This window comes from Pseudomonas frederiksbergensis, from assembly GCF_003732275.1.
GTDB classification, from domain to species: Bacteria; Pseudomonadota; Gammaproteobacteria; order Pseudomonadales; family Pseudomonadaceae; genus Aquipseudomonas; species Aquipseudomonas frederiksbergensis_H.
This window is the reverse complement of record NZ_MOBM01000008.1, coordinates 54,464-69,651: the sequence shown is the minus strand read 5'-3', so window position 1 is coordinate 69,651 and position 15,188 is coordinate 54,464. Positions and strand designations below refer to the sequence as shown.

Below are 15,188 nucleotides of genomic sequence, written 5' to 3'. Positions count from 1 at the left end.
TTACTTTCGCGCTTTTCGAAAGTGACTCGCTGTAAGAGCGAAACCGCCAGCCGGCACTACCGCAGAAACGGATATGTACCCGACCAAAAAGCCCAGCCGGTTATCAGGCCGCCTTCGCGGGCAAGCCTCGCTCCTACAAAGGGCAATAACCGCCAGCCAGCACAACCGCAGAAACGGATCTGTACTCCAAAACACCAAGCGCCGGCAGTGAACTTCTGTAGCTCAAGAGATGTGTAGATACCTATGCTTCTAGCCGGGCGCACAGAGAATCCGCGGGAACGAAAAAGTTACGTAAACTTTACGAGACAAAACGAGAAGCCGATCGATACTGCGCGGCGCTAACAAGACAGGCGTTATTTATGTCCATTGCGGTACTGCGGCTTATCGGTTTCATCCTGGGTATTTTTTTGATCACACTGGCAGTGAGCATGGCGATACCGATGCTCACGCTGGTGATCTATGAACGCAACGATGATATGTCGGCCTTTCTGTGGTCGAGTCTGATCACGGCGGTGTCCGGACTGCTGTTGATTAACAAGGGACGTCCTGAAGACGCTCAGTTGCGTCCCCGCGATATGTACATGCTGACGACCGCCAGTTGGGTGGTCGTCTGTACGTTCGCCGCATTGCCCATGGTCTTGATCCAGGACATCAGCTACACCGACGCGTTTTTTGAAACGATGTCCGGCATCACCACCACTGGTTCGACCATCCTGACCGGTCTGGACACCGCCTCCCCCGGATTGCTGATCTGGCGCTCAATGCTGCATTGGCTGGGCGGAATCGGCTTCATCGGCATGGCCGTGGCCATCCTGCCGCTATTGCGGGTCGGGGGGATGCGCCTGTTTCAGACCGAATCATCCGACTGGTCGGAGAAAGTCACACCACGTTCCCACGTCGCCGCCAAATATATTCTGGGGTTGTATATCGGGCTTACCACTCTTTCCACGCTGGCCCTGTGGATAGCCGGGATGACGCTATTCGAAGCAGTCAACCATGCCATGGCGTTGATTTCCACGGGAGGATTTTCCACCTCCGATGCGTCTCTGGCGCACTGGACGCAACCGGCCATTCATTGGGTGTCGGTGGTTGTCATGATTCTGGGCAGCCTGCCTTTTACGCTGTATGTGAGCCTGTTGCGCGGGAATAAACGGGCCTTGTTCAACGATCATCAGGTACGCGGCTTCATTGGCTTTTTGATCATCACCTGGGTGCTGTTCGGCACCTGGTTGTGCTTGCACAGCGAGTACAGCTGGTGGGCGGCGTTTCGGATCGTCGCGGTTAACGTGACGTCGGTGGTCACGACGACCGGCGTGGCGCTGGGGGATTACACGTTATGGGGCAGTTTCTCCGTGTTGCTGTTCTTTTATCTGACCTTTGTCGGCGGCTGCTCCGGCTCCACCGCTGGCGGCCTTAAAATCTTCCGCTTTCAAGTGGCTGGCGCACTGCTCATGGGCAGCCTGAAACAACTGATCCATCCTCGAGCCATCATCCGGAAAAAATACAACAATCACCCCATCGACGAGGATATCGCCCGCTCGCTCCTGACGTTTTCTTTCTTTTTCACCATCACCATCGGGGCGATCGCCATGGGCTTGGCGCTCATCGGTCTGGACTGGACCACGGCATTGAGTGGCGCGGCCACTGCCGTCTGCAACGTGGGGCCTGGCCTTGGTTCGATCATTGGCCCGGCAGGTAACTTCTCGACACTGCCCGACTCGGCCAAATGGCTGCTGACCGTCGGCATGCTGCTGGGAAGACTGGAAATCCTCACCGTTCTGGTGCTGTTCATCCCGGTTTTCTGGAAATACTAGTCGCAACGACCAATGGTGATTTGTTGCCTAGACTCCTCTTGTCCACCGTGCAAATGCGTTTCAGATATGAACGGCACGAGAACTAAAACAAGAGGAACATCTAAATGCTCAAATCATTGTGGGGCGCGGCCGTCTGCGCACTCGCGCTGGGCGCGTCGAGCCTGGCGCTGGCGGCTGATCCAGTCGTTATCAAGTTTTCTCACGTAGTTGCCGAACAAACGCCTAAAGGCCAAGGCGCCCTGCTGTTCAAGAAACTCGTCGAAGAACGTCTGCCCGGCAAGGTCAAGGTAGAGGTTTATCCAAACTCTTCGCTGTTCGGTGACGGCAAGGAAATGGAGGCGCTGCTGTCGGGCGATGTGCAGATAATTGCGCCGTCGCTGGCCAAGTTCGAGCAATACACACCCAAGCTGCAATTGTTCGACCTGCCGTTCCTGTTCAACGACATCTCGGCAGTCGACCGCTTCCAGCGCAGCCCTGAAGGTCAGGGGCTTCTCAAGTCCATGGAAAGCAAAAACATCACCGGTCTGGCCTATTGGCATAACGGCATGAAGCAGTTGTCCGCCAACAAAGCACTGCGTGAACCGGGCGATGCCCGCGGTTTGAAATTTCGCGTGCAGGCTTCGGCCGTGCTCGAAGAGCAATTCAAGGCGGTACGCGCCAACCCTCGCAAGATGAGCTTCGCCGAGGTGTATCAGGGCTTGCAGACCGGCGTCGTCAATGGCGCGGAAAACCCTTACTCGAACATCTACAGCCAGAAAATGCACGAAGTGCAGAAGTTCATCACTGAGTCCGACCATGGCTTGCTCGATTACATGTTGATCACCAATACCAAGTTCTGGACTGGCCTGCCGCCGGATATAAAAACCGAACTGGACAAGATCATCGTCGAGGTCACCACTCAGGTGAACAAAGATGCAGAGAAACTGAACCAGGATGCGAAACAGAACATCATCAACGCCAAAACCACTGAAATCATCACGCTGACCCCAGAGCAACGTGACAAGTGGCGCGAAGCAATGAAACCGGTCTGGAAGAAGTTCGAAGGTGATATCGGTGCCGACCTGATCAAGGCCGCCGAAGCTGCCAACCAGGCTCAGTAATCTGCTGGCGGGCGCCGCCCGAAAAGGCGGCCCCTGTTTCATCGTCGTCACTCGATCGCGAGATGCCACTCATGAATGCCTTACGGCGCATTTGGGATCACTTCGAAGAAGGTTTTATCGTCTTCCTGCTGGCGGCAATGACGCTGGTAACGTTCGTTTACGTCATCCTTAACAACCTCTATAGCGTTTTCTACAGCCTCGCCGAGTATTGGCGGAGCGCCAGTGAACCCTTGTTCGCCATTGGCGACAGCGTCATGGGAATGGCCCAGGCCATGACGTGGAGCATATCGCTGACCAAGGCTTTGTTCGCCTGGCTGATCTTTTTCGGCTTGTCCTATGGCGTGCGCACGGCCGGACACATCGGTGTCGATGCCTTGGTGAAACTGGCCAGCAAACCGGTTCAGCGAATCATTGGCATCATTGCCTGCCTCAGCAGTCTGGCCTATGCGGGTCTGCTCAGCGTCGCCAGTTTCGAATGGATTCAGACGCTGTTCATCGCCGGCATCGGTGCCGAGGACCTCGGTCATTACGGCATCATGCAATGGCACATCGGGCTGATTGTGCCGGTGGGTTTTGCCTTGGTGTTCATCCGCTTTGCCGAGATCCTGGTGCGCATTGTGCAAAACCGTCAAACGGGCCTGGGCCTGGCCGACGAGGCCGCGGAGGTGCTGAAACTGACCGAGCATGAGGATGAGGATGAGGATGAGGATGACAAGAAATGACCATTCTTTTTCTCTTTGTTGCTCTGTTCGCGCTGATGTTTATCGGCGTACCGATCGCCATTTCCCTTGGCCTGGCCGGTTCGCTGACGATCATCTTTTTCAGCCCTGACTCCGTGCGCTCACTGGCCATCAAGCTGTTCGAGACCTCCGAACATTACACATTGCTGGCCATCCCGTTCTTTTTGCTGGCCGGTGCCTTCATGACCACAGGCGGTGTGGCACGGCGCTTGATCGACTTTGCCAACGCGTGCGTTGGGCATATTCGCGGCGGCCTGGCCATCGCGGCGGTGCTGGCGTGCATGCTGTTCGCCGCGCTGTCCGGTTCAAGCCCTGCGACGGTAGCCGCCGTGGGCTCCATTGCTATCGCGGGGATGGTCCGCTCCGGTTATCCACAGGCATTCGGTGCCGGTATTGTGTGCAACGCTGGTACATTGGGCATTCTTATTCCGCCTTCCATCGTGATGGTGGTCTATGCCGCAGCGACGGAAACCTCGGTCGGCAAGCTGTTCATGGCCGGCGTGGTGCCCGGCCTGCTGTTGGGTACCGCGCTGATGGTGGCCATCTACGTCGTCGCCGTCAGGAAAAACCTGCCCGCCATGCCGCGGGCGACCGTTCGTGAGTGGCTGAGTGCGGCACGCAAGGCCATTTGGGGCCTGCTGCTCATGGTCATCATCCTGGGCGGCATCTACACCGGGATGTTCACCCCGACCGAGGCGGCGGCCGTGGCGGCGGTCTACGCGGCATTCATTGCACTGTTCGTCTACAAGGACATGTCGTTCCGTGAAATACCGAAGGTACTGCTCGAATCCGCCAAGCTGAGCATCATGCTGATGTTTATCATCGCCAATGCCATGCTCTTTGCCCACGTACTGACCACCGAGCAAATACCCCAACAGATCACCGCCTGGGTCATCGGGGCGGGTCTGACACCAGTGACATTCCTGCTTGTGGTGAACATCGTATTGTTGGTGGCTGGGGCGTTCATGGAACCCTCGGCAATCATTCTGATCCTGGCGCCAATCATGTTTCCGATTGCCATGAAGTTGGGAATCGACCCGATTCATTTGGGGATCATCATGGTGGTGAACCTGGAGATCGGTTTGATTACGCCGCCCGTAGGCCTGAACTTGTTCGTCACCTCGGCGGTAACCGGCATGTCACTGACCGCCACCATCCGTGCAGCAATGCCTTGGCTGATTATCCTGTTCCTGTTCCTGATATTGATTACCTACGTGCCGTGGATTTCGCTGGTCCTGCCGAACTGGCTGGGAATGACGTAACCGGGACCTCAGGCCCAATGCCGCGGATCGTTCATTACCGCGTCATGTTCGGCGAACAGCTTGGGCAATTCGACCTTGAGAAAGGCCACCCAGGTCCGGACCTTTGCGCAGATCGCTATCCGTTTTGTGCAATGCCCTGAACCGGGCGCGGTGTGTGCTCCAAGAGCCTGTGGCAACCCTGTAGAGGGTTGATTCATGGACTAGACTCACGCGATTGATGATGGAGCTAAACGTCAAGAGCAGAAGCGCCGTCCACGACTGACGCCAGGTTTGCTCGAAGCAATGCGCGATCTGCAAGCTGATAGTTGCACCTGCTGGGTCTATCTATCGGTAATCAGCGACTGGCATAGGTGAGGCTTGGGTCATGGCAAAGGACAAGAAGAAACCCCCTGTTAAAAGCAACTCCGCTGAACCGTTGAAACTGACGAACAAAGACTATCTTGAGCAGTTACGCCGGCTGCATGTCGAAATGGTCAAGTTGCAGGAATGGGTGAAACAGAAAGGCATCAAGATTTGTATCGTCTTCGAGGGGCGCGACGGTGCCGGCAAGGGCGGCACAATCAAGGCGCTCACTGAGAGGGTGAGCCCGCGTGTCTTTCGGGTGGTGGCGCTACCTGCACCGACCGATCGCGAGAAGAGCCAGATGTATATGCAGCGCTACCTGGCGCACATGCCAGCGGCTGGCGAAGTGGTGATCTTCGATCGCAGTTGGTACAACCGCGCAGGGGTCGAGCGTGTGATGGGATTTTGTACCGATGAACAGGTGACCCGTTTCCTGAGCCTGGCCCCCCTCATGGAACGCATGATGGTCGACTCCGGCGTAATGCTGTTCAAGTACTGGCTGGAAGTCAGCGAAGAGGAGCAGACCCGCCGGCTCGAGGCGCGGATCAAGGATGGCCGCAAAATCTGGAAACTGACGCCAATGGATCTCAAGTCATACAGCCGCTGGTATGACTACTCGCGCGCACGTGACGACATGTTCAAGGCGACCGACACCGATCATGCTCCGTGGCTTGTGGCCAACTCGAACGACAAAAAGCGGGCCCGCCTCAACATCATCTCTGATTTGCTCAGCCGCATTCCGTACAAGAATGTACCGCGCGAGAAGGTGATTTTGCCCAAACGGCAGAAATCAGGCGCCTATCGTGAACCGAATTATCCGCTGCGGCGAATTCCAGAAAAGTTCTGACCGGCACGTTCAAGCGGATCTGCGCTGTACACCAAAGGGCCACAGTCCTATGAGCCATTCGGATGCTTCGCCTCCCGTCCCGGAACCGGGCCGGATTGCACGTCGGGATACCAGCGACGGCAAGACCGGTTGGGGTCGCTGGCTGCCGGGACTGCGCACACTACGCGGATACAAAATAGCCTGGTTGCGGCACGACCTTGTGGCTGGCCTGGTGCTGACCACGATGCTGGTGCCTGTCGGCATCGCCTACGCAGTGGCATCGGGCGTACCCGGCATCTATGGCCTTTACGCGACCATCGTTCCGCTGCTCGCTTATGCGCTGTTCGGACCCAGCCGGATTCTGGTGCTGGGGCCGGATTCCTCGCTGGCTGCCGTTATTCTCGCCGTCGTGCTGCCACTGTCCGGCGGTGATCCGCATCGCGCCATCGCCCTTGCGAGCATGATGGCGATCGTATCGGGGGTGGTGTGCATCCTGGCCGGCATAGCGCGCCTGGGTTTTGTCACGGAGCTGCTTTCCAAACCGATCCGCTACGGGTACATGAACGGGATCGCACTAACGGTATTGATCAGCCAACTGCCCAAGTTTTTCGGTTTTTCGATTGAATCCGACGGCCCGCTGAGAAACCTGTGGGCGATCGCTACAGCTGTAATGCAGGGGAAAACCAACTGGACCGCCTTCATGGTCGGCGCAACCACCTTGGCCGTGATCCTGTTGCTCAAGGGCAACAAGCGCGTGCCGGGCATTCTGATCGCCGTGGCCGGAGCGACCGTCGTCGTGGGCATGCTGGACCTTGCAGCGCGGTCCGGAATATCGGTCCTCGGCTCTCTTCCTCAAGGCTTGCCGGCGTTCGCCATCCCCTGGATCACTCGCGCCGATATCGTTCCCGTCCTGATCGGCGGTTGCGCCGTTGCCCTGGTTTCGTTCGCCGATACCAGCGTGCTCTCACGTGTCTATGCGGCGCGGACCCGCACCTATGTGGACCCGAACCAGGAAATGGTGGGCCTCGGCGTCGCCAATCTGGCCGCCGGATTTTTTCAGGGCTTTGCGATCAGCAGCAGTTCGTCACGTACGCCCGTGGCCGAGGCCGCAGGTGCCAAAACCCAGTTGACCGGAGTCATCGGCGCGCTGGCTGTTGCCTTGCTGCTGGTGGTGGCGCCGGACCTGTTGAAGGATTTGCCCACCAGCGCACTGGCGGCGGTGGTGATCGCATCCGCCATCGGCCTGATCGAGGTCACCGACCTGCGACGAATTTATCGAATCCAGCGTTGGGAGTTCTGGCTGTCAATCGTCTGCACCGTCGGCGTGGCCGTGCTGGGGGCGATTGAAGGCATCGGCCTGGCCATCGTGATCGCCGTCATCGAATTTCTGTGGGATGGCTGGCGCCCTTACTCTGCCGTTCTGGGACGCGCGGAAGGCGTCAAGGGTTATCACGATATCAAGCGCTATCCCGACGCGCGCCTTGTACCCGGCCTTGTACTGTTTCGCTGGGATGCGCCGTTGTTTTTCGCCAACGCCGAGTTGTTCCATGACCGAGTGCTGGACGCGGTGGCGGCATCGCCTACACCAGTGCGCTGGTTGGTCGTTGCGGCGGAACCCGTCACCAGCGTGGACGTGACCTCTGCCGACATGCTGGTGGAACTGGACGAAACCTTGCACGCGGCGGGCATCAAGTTGTGCGTGGCCGAGATGAAGGACCCGGTCAAGGACAAGCTGAAGCGATTCGGGCTTTTCGCGCGGCTTGGCGAAACGGCGTTCTTTCCAACAATAGGCACTGCAGTCGACAGCTATCTGATGATTCATCCGGTGGATTGGGAGGACCAGGATCGCTGAGTGACAGCGCAAACACTCAGCGACGGTCTTCATCAATGTTATCCATGTTTGCGGCTCTCCCGCGGCCAGCACGTCGCCAGCCCGTCTATGCTGGACTTACCGAACGCAGCCTTTGCCACTCTCTACTGGAGGTAATCAATGGTTCCCACGCCCATGTTCGAAAAGATTTTTTCCCGGGATCTGCTCGATGTGCTGATTTGTGCCGGAGTGATTACCGTTCTGGTGATGTTCTGCTTTCAGATATTCAGCCCGTTCCTCGACCTGATGCTGTGGTCGGTGATCCTGGCAATCACCCTCTACCCCTTGCAAGTCAAGTTCAAAGGCAAGCTGGGAAACAAAGACGGGATCACCGCGACGCTGATCGTATTAATCGCTGTCAGTATTCTTATTGTGCCTGTTTATTTGTTGGGAGCCTCGCTTGCGGATTCCGTGGAGAAGGTCATGATCATGGTCAAAACCGACAGTTTCCATATTCCACCCCCCTCCGATACGGTAGCCAGCTGGCCACTGGTGGGAGAACCTCTTTATAATTTATGGTTGCAAGCCACCACTGACCTGCCCCATCTGGCACAGAAGTTCATCCCCCAGATCAAAGGCATCAGCTTCTCCCTGCTGAGCAAGATTGCGGGTGTCGGCCTGGGGCTCCTTTTATTCCTCGTCGCCCTGCTTATTGCCGGTATTTTTTTAGCGTATGGAGAAAGCGGCCACCGCAGCGCGGTGCGAATCGTTTCGCGCTTCAGCGGTCCGATCAACGGGCCGAAAATCGCCGATCTATGCACCGCCACCATCCGGGCAGTGGCGTTGGGGGTGGTCGGCATCGCGTTCATCCAGATGCTGTTGGTGGGCATCGGCTTTGTGTTCATGGGCGTTCCCGGCGCCGGTCTTCTCGCCTTGGCGGTGCTGCTTCTTGGCATCATGCAATTACCGGCGACCCTGATTACCCTTCCGGTCATCGTCTTTGTTTTCATGAGCGAAGGTGCCAGTACGGCGACCATTGTGTTTGCCATTTATGTCTTCATCGCCGGATTGGTCGATAACGTCCTCAAACCGCTGCTGCTGGGTCGTGGCGTCGATGTACCGATGCCGGTGGTGCTGATCGGAGCCTTGGGCGGCATGGTCACGAGCGGAATCCTCGGCCTGTTTATCGGCCCGGTGATACTGGCGGTCGGCTATCAGCTGTTCTGGGAATGGGTAGATCAAGTGCAAGAACCCGAGCCAGACAACCAGGGACAGACCTGACACGGCGGCCGAGGATATTCCCATGCTGTTGAATCTACTGGCCGGCCTCCCCGTGATGTTGTTCTGCCTACTGATGCAAGCCGTTTTCGTGACCCTATGCCTGCGTTATTACGTACATTTCAGGCACGCCCAACCATCTTATGAATCGCAATGGCTGAACATCCTGTTGTTGTCGATGGTGATGCTGCTGATGATGCTCGGTAATTTCGTGCAGATCGCCATCTGGGCCACGCTGTTCATGCTGCTCAACGAATTCGACCAATTCGCCACCGCGCTGTATCACTCGGCGGTCAACTTCGCCACGCTGGGCTACGGCGACATCATCATGTCCTCTCGCTGGCGTCTGCTTGGCCCATTGGAGGCCGCCAACGGAATCCTGATGTTTGGTGTCTCCACCGCGGTGATGACCGCTGCGGTGATGGATGTCATAAAGCACAACATGGACAGGCTACGGCAGCGTGAACGCCCATAGGCATGCGCCGATCATGGCAGGGCTTTCTCCAGCGCCTCACGCAATTGTGCCGCCGTGGTGTATTCGTGCTGCCCCACCAATTGACCGTCCTTGAGCTGCAGCCACAGCACTTTATCCACGGCCCCGGGGTAACGCGGCGCCACGCGACCATCACGGTCAAGCATCACTCGATAGGAATAATCGCGCATAGCCGGTACTGCGAACATCTTCGCGATCAGTCGAGGCATGCGCTGGATGTCCGCGACAAATACTGCGTGCCGAGCCTCCAGGTAGCCCTTGGGCTGATCCTGCAGAGCGGCACCGACCAATTTGGCGGCGTCCATGCTGCGCGCCACCAGCAGCGTCTGAGTCTGGTTATCGAGCGTGAAGGCCTGATCGAACTGATCAAGCAAGGTCCACGGCGCCAGGCGCTCGCCAACCTCCAGCGCCTGGGCCCAAAGAGGCAGAAGACTGAGCAATAACACTGGCCAATATTTCAAGTTCTACTCCTCGTTCGAGCGCAAATGCGTAATGGCCATCAGTCTACACCGCCCGTTCCGAGAGCCCAGCGCCTCCGTTTACCGTTTCACGCTTTCTGCTTGTCGCAAATGAACGCTAAGCTTGGGCCTATGGATGACTCAGATTATTTACGCCTGCTGACCATTGCGGCCGAGCAAGCCAACACGTTCCTGTCCAATGCCCGCAAATGGGAGCGTGAGCGTTGGGTTTGCCAGCGCCTGCTGCAAGGCCTGAACATTCCCTATCGCGCCGACGAATTTGCCCCCGCCGGGGAGCCGCCGGACGTGCTGTTTCGCGACGCGAATTTCGAGGTATTTTTCGTGCTCGACGAGGGCCGGCGCCTCAACGACGAATGGCGCGATGAGCTGCAACGTCGACGCAGCGCGTTTTCCCTGAGCCAACTGGTACGCCGCGAGGCCAAACCCCGGCGGATCCCGGCCAATGAATTTCTGCTCAGGCTGGCGCCGACTTTGCGCAAAAAAGCCCACAACTACAAAGAGCGCGGCATGGACCTGGGGGAGCTGGACATCATTGCCTTCGCCAGCCTCAAGCGCGAAGTGCTGGACCTCAACAGCCACTTTCCACCGCCCACCGAGTATCTGCGTCAGGGCTGGCGCTCATTGTCGCTGGTCGGCCCGACCTTCGCCCGAGTGCTATTCGCCCATCCGGATGCGCCGGATTTCTTGCGCAGCAATCTGGGTCGCAGCATCGTTTTCGATGTCGGGATCAGTCTGTGAGTCCGTTGCAGGAGCTGATCGACGAGTGCTACAAAGTGGCATCATTCGCCTGGACGACAGGGTGAATGTCGAGCCGATTCCGGACAGCGGCTATGCTCCGTTCAACCCAGGATAAAAGCCCTGTAGCTTCTAAACATTCAGCAACGTCTACCTGACGAGGCCCAATATGACCAGCCGCCTGAACCCGGACGACCAAAAGCATGTCGAAGAGTACCTGCGCCTGTCCCAGCACCAAGTCGAGCGCCGGCCTTTCCGGCCGTGGATGCTCCTGGTGCTGGTGTTGGCAGTGACCATTGGTCTAGGCCTGTTGAGCCGTTTGATCAGTTATCTGACGCTATGAGCTGCATCGCGCTCGCTCGGGTAATTGCACCGATTTCTTTTAGCCTTGCGAGATATCCCCATGACTCATCGTATTGTCATCGTTGGCGGCGGCGCCGGCGGCCTGGAGTTGGCTACCCGTCTGGGTAAGACTCTAGGCAAGCGCGGCACGGCCAGTGTGATGCTGGTCGACGCGAACCTGACCCACATCTGGAAACCGCTGTTGCACGAAGTGGCGGCAGGCTCCCTGAACTCTTCCGAAGACGAACTCAACTATGTAGCCCAGGCAAAATGGAACCACTTCGAGTTTCAGCTGGGGCGCATGAGCGGGCTCGATCGCGCACAGAAGAAAATCCAGCTGGCCGCCACCTACGACGAGGCCGGTCTGGAACTGGTGCCGGCGCGTGAAGTGCCTTACGACTCGCTGGTGATTGCCGTCGGCAGCACCACCAACGACTTCGGCACGCAGGGCGCGGCGCAACACTGCCTGTTCCTCGACACCCGCAAACAGGCCGAGCGCTTCCATCAACAACTGCTCAATCATTACCTGCGCGCCCATGCCGGGCAGAGCGATACAGTCGAGCAAATTAGCGTGGCCATCGTCGGCGCTGGCGCAACCGGCGTCGAACTGGCAGCGGAACTGCATAACGCCGCCCATGAACTCGCGGCCTACGGCCTGGACCGGATCAAACCGGAAAACATGCACATCACCCTGATCGAAGCCGGGCCACGGGTATTGCCAGCCCTGCCGGAACGAATCGGCGGGCCTGTGCATAAGACCCTGGAGAAACTCGGGGTCAACGTCATGACCAATGCCGCGGTCAGCGAAGTGACGGCAGACAGCCTGATTACCGCCGACGGCCAAGTGATCAACGCCAGCCTCAAAGTCTGGGCCGCCGGGATTCGTGCGCCAGGTTTCCTCAAGGACATCGATGGCCTGGAAACCAACCGTATCAATCAACTACACGTGTTGCCGACCCTGCAAACCACCCGCGACGAGAACATCTTCGCCTTCGGTGACTGTGCGGCCTGCCCACAACCGGGCACAGATCGCAATGTGCCGCCGCGCGCCCAGGCTGCACACCAGCAAGCATCGTTGCTGGCCAAATCGCTGAAACTGCGAATCGAAGGCAAAGTCCTGCCGGAGTACAAGTACACCGACTATGGTTCGCTGATTTCGCTGTCGCGTTTTTCGGCTGTGGGTAATTTAATGGGCAACCTCACCGGCAGCGTGATGCTCGAGGGCTGGCTGGCGCGGATGTTTTACGTGTCGCTGTATCGCATGCACCAGATGGCGTTGTATGGGGCGTTCCGCACGGCGATGTTGATGCTGGGCAGCAAGATTGGGCGCGGGACTGAGCCGCGACTGAAGCTGCATTAACACACATCCATTGTGGGAGCGGGCTTGCTCGCGAAGAGGTCAGTCCATTCAACATAGATGTTGTCTGTGCTGCCGCTTTCGCGAGCAAGCCCGCTCCCACATTTTTTTATTCATCGCCCTGCAGATCTGTGTCTCACTGTATCTCCCCCACTGATTCCATCCCTTCGCTTACAAAGCCCCCCTTGCACGACACAGTAGCGATACACCACGCCCGCTAAATGGCCACACCCGAGCAAGGCGCTGCCTGCTTCGGTCATCGCCGCACTCACGTGGCGTCCTTTATCGAGCGGTTGTGTCGTGCAACCCAGGAGATTTGTAATGTCCCGTACTCTCAGCAAAAACACCGTTGGCCTGCTCGGTGCCGTTCTGGCCGGAGGCATGATGTTGTCCGGTTCTGTCTTCGCTTCGCAGCCGCTGACTCAAGGCTACCTGCTGGCCTCGGCGGAACAGGTCGTGAAGACGCCGGAAGGTAAATGTGGCGAAGGCAAGTGCGGCGATGCCTCGATGGCGAAAACCGATTCGGATGGCGACGGCAAAGTATCCCGTGTCGAATTCCAGAAAGTCGCGCCGAAGTCCAATTTCGAAAAGATCGACACCAACCATGACGGCTTCATCGACGAGCAAGAGGCTTACGACAACGTAAAAGCCAACTTCGAAGCCAATGGCAAGAAAATGCCAAAAGGTCTGTTCGAGCACCTGAAAGACCAAGACGGCGCCTAAGCTTGCGTGAACCAAACCGCGCTTTTCCTTCGGGAAGCGCGGTTTTTTTCGTCTGGCGGATTTACACCTGGAAGCGCTGCACCAAGGTTCGCAATGAATTGGCCAGCCGTGAAAGCTCATGGCTTGAGGCACTGGTCTGATCTGCGCCGGCAGCGGAGCGCACCGACAGGTCGCGGATGTTCACCAGGTTGCGATCGACTTCCCGCGCCACTTGCGCCTGTTCTTCAGCTGCGCTGGCTATGACCAGATTGCGTTCGTGAATCTGGTGGACCGACTCAGTGATGGTCTGTAACGCCTCGCCCGCTCGCTCCGCCAAGGCCAATGTACTGGCCGCGCGGGAGGAACTGGCTTGCATGGAATCGAGCGCCTGGGTTGAACCGGTACGCATGCCCTGAACCATTTGCTCGATTTCCTGAGTCGACTGTTGCGTGCGGTAAGCCAGGGCGCGCACTTCGTCGGCGACCACCGCGAAACCCCGACCGCTTTCGCCCGCTCGCGCCGCTTCGATAGCCGCATTGAGGGCCAGCAAGTTGGTCTGTTCGGCAATGGCGCGAATCACATCCAGCACCTTGCCGATGTCCTGCGACTGGTTGGCCAGCGATTGCACCAATCCGCCAGTTGTCTGCACGTCGCTGGCGAGTGCGCTGATGGCACTGACGGTTTCACTGACCCGCGCCTGACCAACGTGCGCCGACTCACTGGATTGGCGCGTGGCGTCGGAGGTAGAAACCGCATTGCGTGCGACCTCTTCCACCGCAGTGGTCATTTCGGTGACGGCCGTCGCGGCTTGCTCAATCTCGTTGTTCTGCTGTTGCAGGTTCTGCGTGCTGTCGAGGGTGACTGCATTCAGCTCATCGGCCGCCGTCGCCAATTGCGCCGCTGAACCGCTGATGCCCTGCAAGGTTTCACGCAGATTGTGTTGCATGGTCGCCAGCGCCTTGAGCAAGCGGCTCACTTCATCGTTGCCATGGGTTTCGATGGGGCGAGTCAGATCGCCTCGTGCCACGCTTTGCGCAGCGTTCAAGGCGTCTCCCAAAGGTTTGACGATGCTGCGGGTCAGCAGCATTGCAAGGCCGACCGTAGCCAGTGCCGCGAGGGCAATGAACAGGCTGACGATCATCCGGGAGTTGGCATAGTGTTCTTGGGATTTCTGGCTTTCGGCAGCCACTTGCTGGGTGAACAACACTGCCAGATCGTTGAGCTGCTTACCCGAACCGTCGACAACGGTCTTCATGTCGATCAGCAGCAGTTTGCTGAGCTCGTCACGACGCCCCTGCTCCGCCAGCGTGAAGGATTGAGCGATGCCTGATCGGTAAGCCGCGAAAGTTTTCTTGAACTGGTCATATAACTCCCGGCCTTCGGGCGTGGTGACCAGCTTGTCATAGCTGGTAATCCTGGCGCTCAATTCCTGGTCGCGGGTGTCCATCTGACTGCGGTACTGAGGGATGTTCTTCGGGTCCTGATCCAGGGCCATGCGCAGGGAAATGGTGCGAATGCGCAGCATAAGCTCACGAATCTCGTCACCGCCACGAATACTCGGCAGCCATTGCGTCTCGACCGCCACTTCGCTATCGCGAATGCTCGACATCTGCCCCAATGCAAATATTCCGAGCAATGCGACCAGTACCGCGATCATGGCAAAGCCCAACGCGGCGCGAGGGGCAATATTGAGCTGACGAAGAAACATAACGAGCGCCTTTGTTTTTATTGGCTGGAGTGGAGGCCTGTCGGTGCCTCGTTAGCTCGTTATCGGCAAGTTGTACGATGACTTGAAACAATCTGTTTTTCGCAGGCAAAAAAAATCCCCGTATCTTTCGATACGAGGATTTTTAATATGGTCGGGGTAAGGGGATTCGAACTCCTGACATCCTGCTCCCAAAGCAGGCG

General features: G+C 57.8%; 14 protein-coding genes and 1 pseudogene. 13 read left to right on the top strand and 2 right to left on the bottom strand.

Features of this window, described 5'->3' with window-relative positions; translation table 11 throughout:
- The first annotated feature begins 359 nt into the window (after window positions 1-359).
- The 8 genes from BK662_RS06415 to BK662_RS06375 all read left to right on the top strand — a co-directional run bounded on the left by BK662_RS06415 (window position 360) and on the right by BK662_RS06375 (window position 9,647).
- Window positions 360-1,814, top strand: a complete 1,455-nt coding sequence (locus BK662_RS06415; protein ID WP_123357377.1) for a TrkH family potassium uptake protein — start codon at window positions 360-362, stop codon at window positions 1,812-1,814.
- Between the two features lie 104 nt (window positions 1,815-1,918).
- Entirely contained in the window at window positions 1,919-2,914 is a 996-nt protein-coding gene (gene dctP / locus BK662_RS06410) for a C4-dicarboxylate TRAP substrate-binding protein DctP (protein WP_123357376.1), read from the top strand.
- A gap of 71 nt (window positions 2,915-2,985) precedes the next feature.
- Window positions 2,986-3,636 (top strand): TRAP transporter small permease, encoded by a 651-nt coding sequence (locus BK662_RS06405; protein WP_123357392.1) that lies wholly within the window; start codon window positions 2,986-2,988, stop codon window positions 3,634-3,636.
- Complete coding sequence (gene dctM / locus BK662_RS06400; protein WP_123357375.1) at window positions 3,633-4,916, top strand: C4-dicarboxylate TRAP transporter large permease protein DctM; 1,284 nt, start codon at window positions 3,633-3,635, stop codon at window positions 4,914-4,916. The genes BK662_RS06405 and dctM overlap by 4 nt, the downstream gene beginning before the upstream one ends.
- A 364-nt stretch (window positions 4,917-5,280) precedes the next feature.
- The gene (gene ppk2, locus BK662_RS06390; protein ID WP_123357374.1) at window positions 5,281-6,105 is read left to right on the top strand and encodes a polyphosphate kinase 2; all 825 of its coding nucleotides are present in this window, start codon (window positions 5,281-5,283) and stop codon (window positions 6,103-6,105) included.
- Window positions 6,106-6,154: 49 nt separating this feature from the next.
- The gene (locus BK662_RS06385; RefSeq protein ID WP_123357373.1) at window positions 6,155-7,936 is read left to right on the top strand and encodes a SulP family inorganic anion transporter; all 1,782 of its coding nucleotides are present in this window, start codon (window positions 6,155-6,157) and stop codon (window positions 7,934-7,936) included.
- 138 nt (window positions 7,937-8,074) lie between these two features.
- Window positions 8,075-9,175: an AI-2E family transporter gene (locus BK662_RS06380; RefSeq protein ID WP_123357372.1), complete on the top strand. Its 1,101-nt coding sequence runs from the start codon at window positions 8,075-8,077 to the stop codon at window positions 9,173-9,175.
- A 22-nt stretch (window positions 9,176-9,197) separates the two neighbouring features.
- Window positions 9,198-9,647 (top strand): potassium channel family protein, encoded by a 450-nt coding sequence (locus BK662_RS06375; protein ID WP_123357371.1) that lies wholly within the window; start codon window positions 9,198-9,200, stop codon window positions 9,645-9,647.
- A gap of 11 nt (window positions 9,648-9,658) precedes the next feature.
- Here the strand turns inward: BK662_RS06375 and BK662_RS06370 are convergent, their stop codons facing one another.
- Window positions 9,659-10,126 (bottom strand): FAD/FMN-containing dehydrogenase, encoded by a 468-nt coding sequence (locus tag BK662_RS06370; protein WP_123357370.1) that lies wholly within the window; start codon window positions 10,124-10,126, stop codon window positions 9,659-9,661.
- Between the two features lie 129 nt (window positions 10,127-10,255).
- Between BK662_RS06370 and BK662_RS06365 the strand changes: the two genes are divergently transcribed.
- The 5 genes and pseudogenes from BK662_RS06365 (at window position 10,256) to BK662_RS06340 (ending at window position 13,301) form a co-directional block, all read left to right on the top strand.
- Window positions 10,256-10,882: a DUF1780 domain-containing protein gene (locus BK662_RS06365; RefSeq protein ID WP_123357369.1), complete on the top strand. Its 627-nt coding sequence runs from the start codon at window positions 10,256-10,258 to the stop codon at window positions 10,880-10,882.
- Between the two features lie 10 nt (window positions 10,883-10,892).
- Window positions 10,893-10,997, top strand: a pseudogene (locus tag BK662_RS06360) (MOSC domain-containing protein); the annotation flags it as partial.
- A gap of 51 nt (window positions 10,998-11,048) precedes the next feature.
- On the top strand, window positions 11,049-11,222 hold the full coding sequence (locus tag BK662_RS06355) for a DUF3094 domain-containing protein (RefSeq protein WP_050681443.1): 174 nt from the start codon (window positions 11,049-11,051) through the stop codon (window positions 11,220-11,222).
- A gap of 60 nt (window positions 11,223-11,282) precedes the next feature.
- Window positions 11,283-12,581, top strand: a complete 1,299-nt coding sequence (locus BK662_RS06350; protein ID WP_123357368.1) for an NAD(P)/FAD-dependent oxidoreductase — start codon at window positions 11,283-11,285, stop codon at window positions 12,579-12,581.
- Window positions 12,582-12,899: 318 nt separating this feature from the next.
- Window positions 12,900-13,301, top strand: a complete 402-nt coding sequence (locus BK662_RS06340; RefSeq protein ID WP_123357367.1) for an HvfA family oxazolone/thioamide-modified RiPP metallophore — start codon at window positions 12,900-12,902, stop codon at window positions 13,299-13,301.
- 61 nt (window positions 13,302-13,362) lie between these two features.
- Here the strand turns inward: BK662_RS06340 and BK662_RS35985 are convergent, their stop codons facing one another.
- On the bottom strand, window positions 13,363-14,988 hold the full coding sequence (locus BK662_RS35985; RefSeq protein ID WP_123357366.1) for a methyl-accepting chemotaxis protein: 1,626 nt from the start codon (window positions 14,986-14,988) through the stop codon (window positions 13,363-13,365).
- Window positions 14,989-15,188 lie beyond the last annotated feature (200 nt).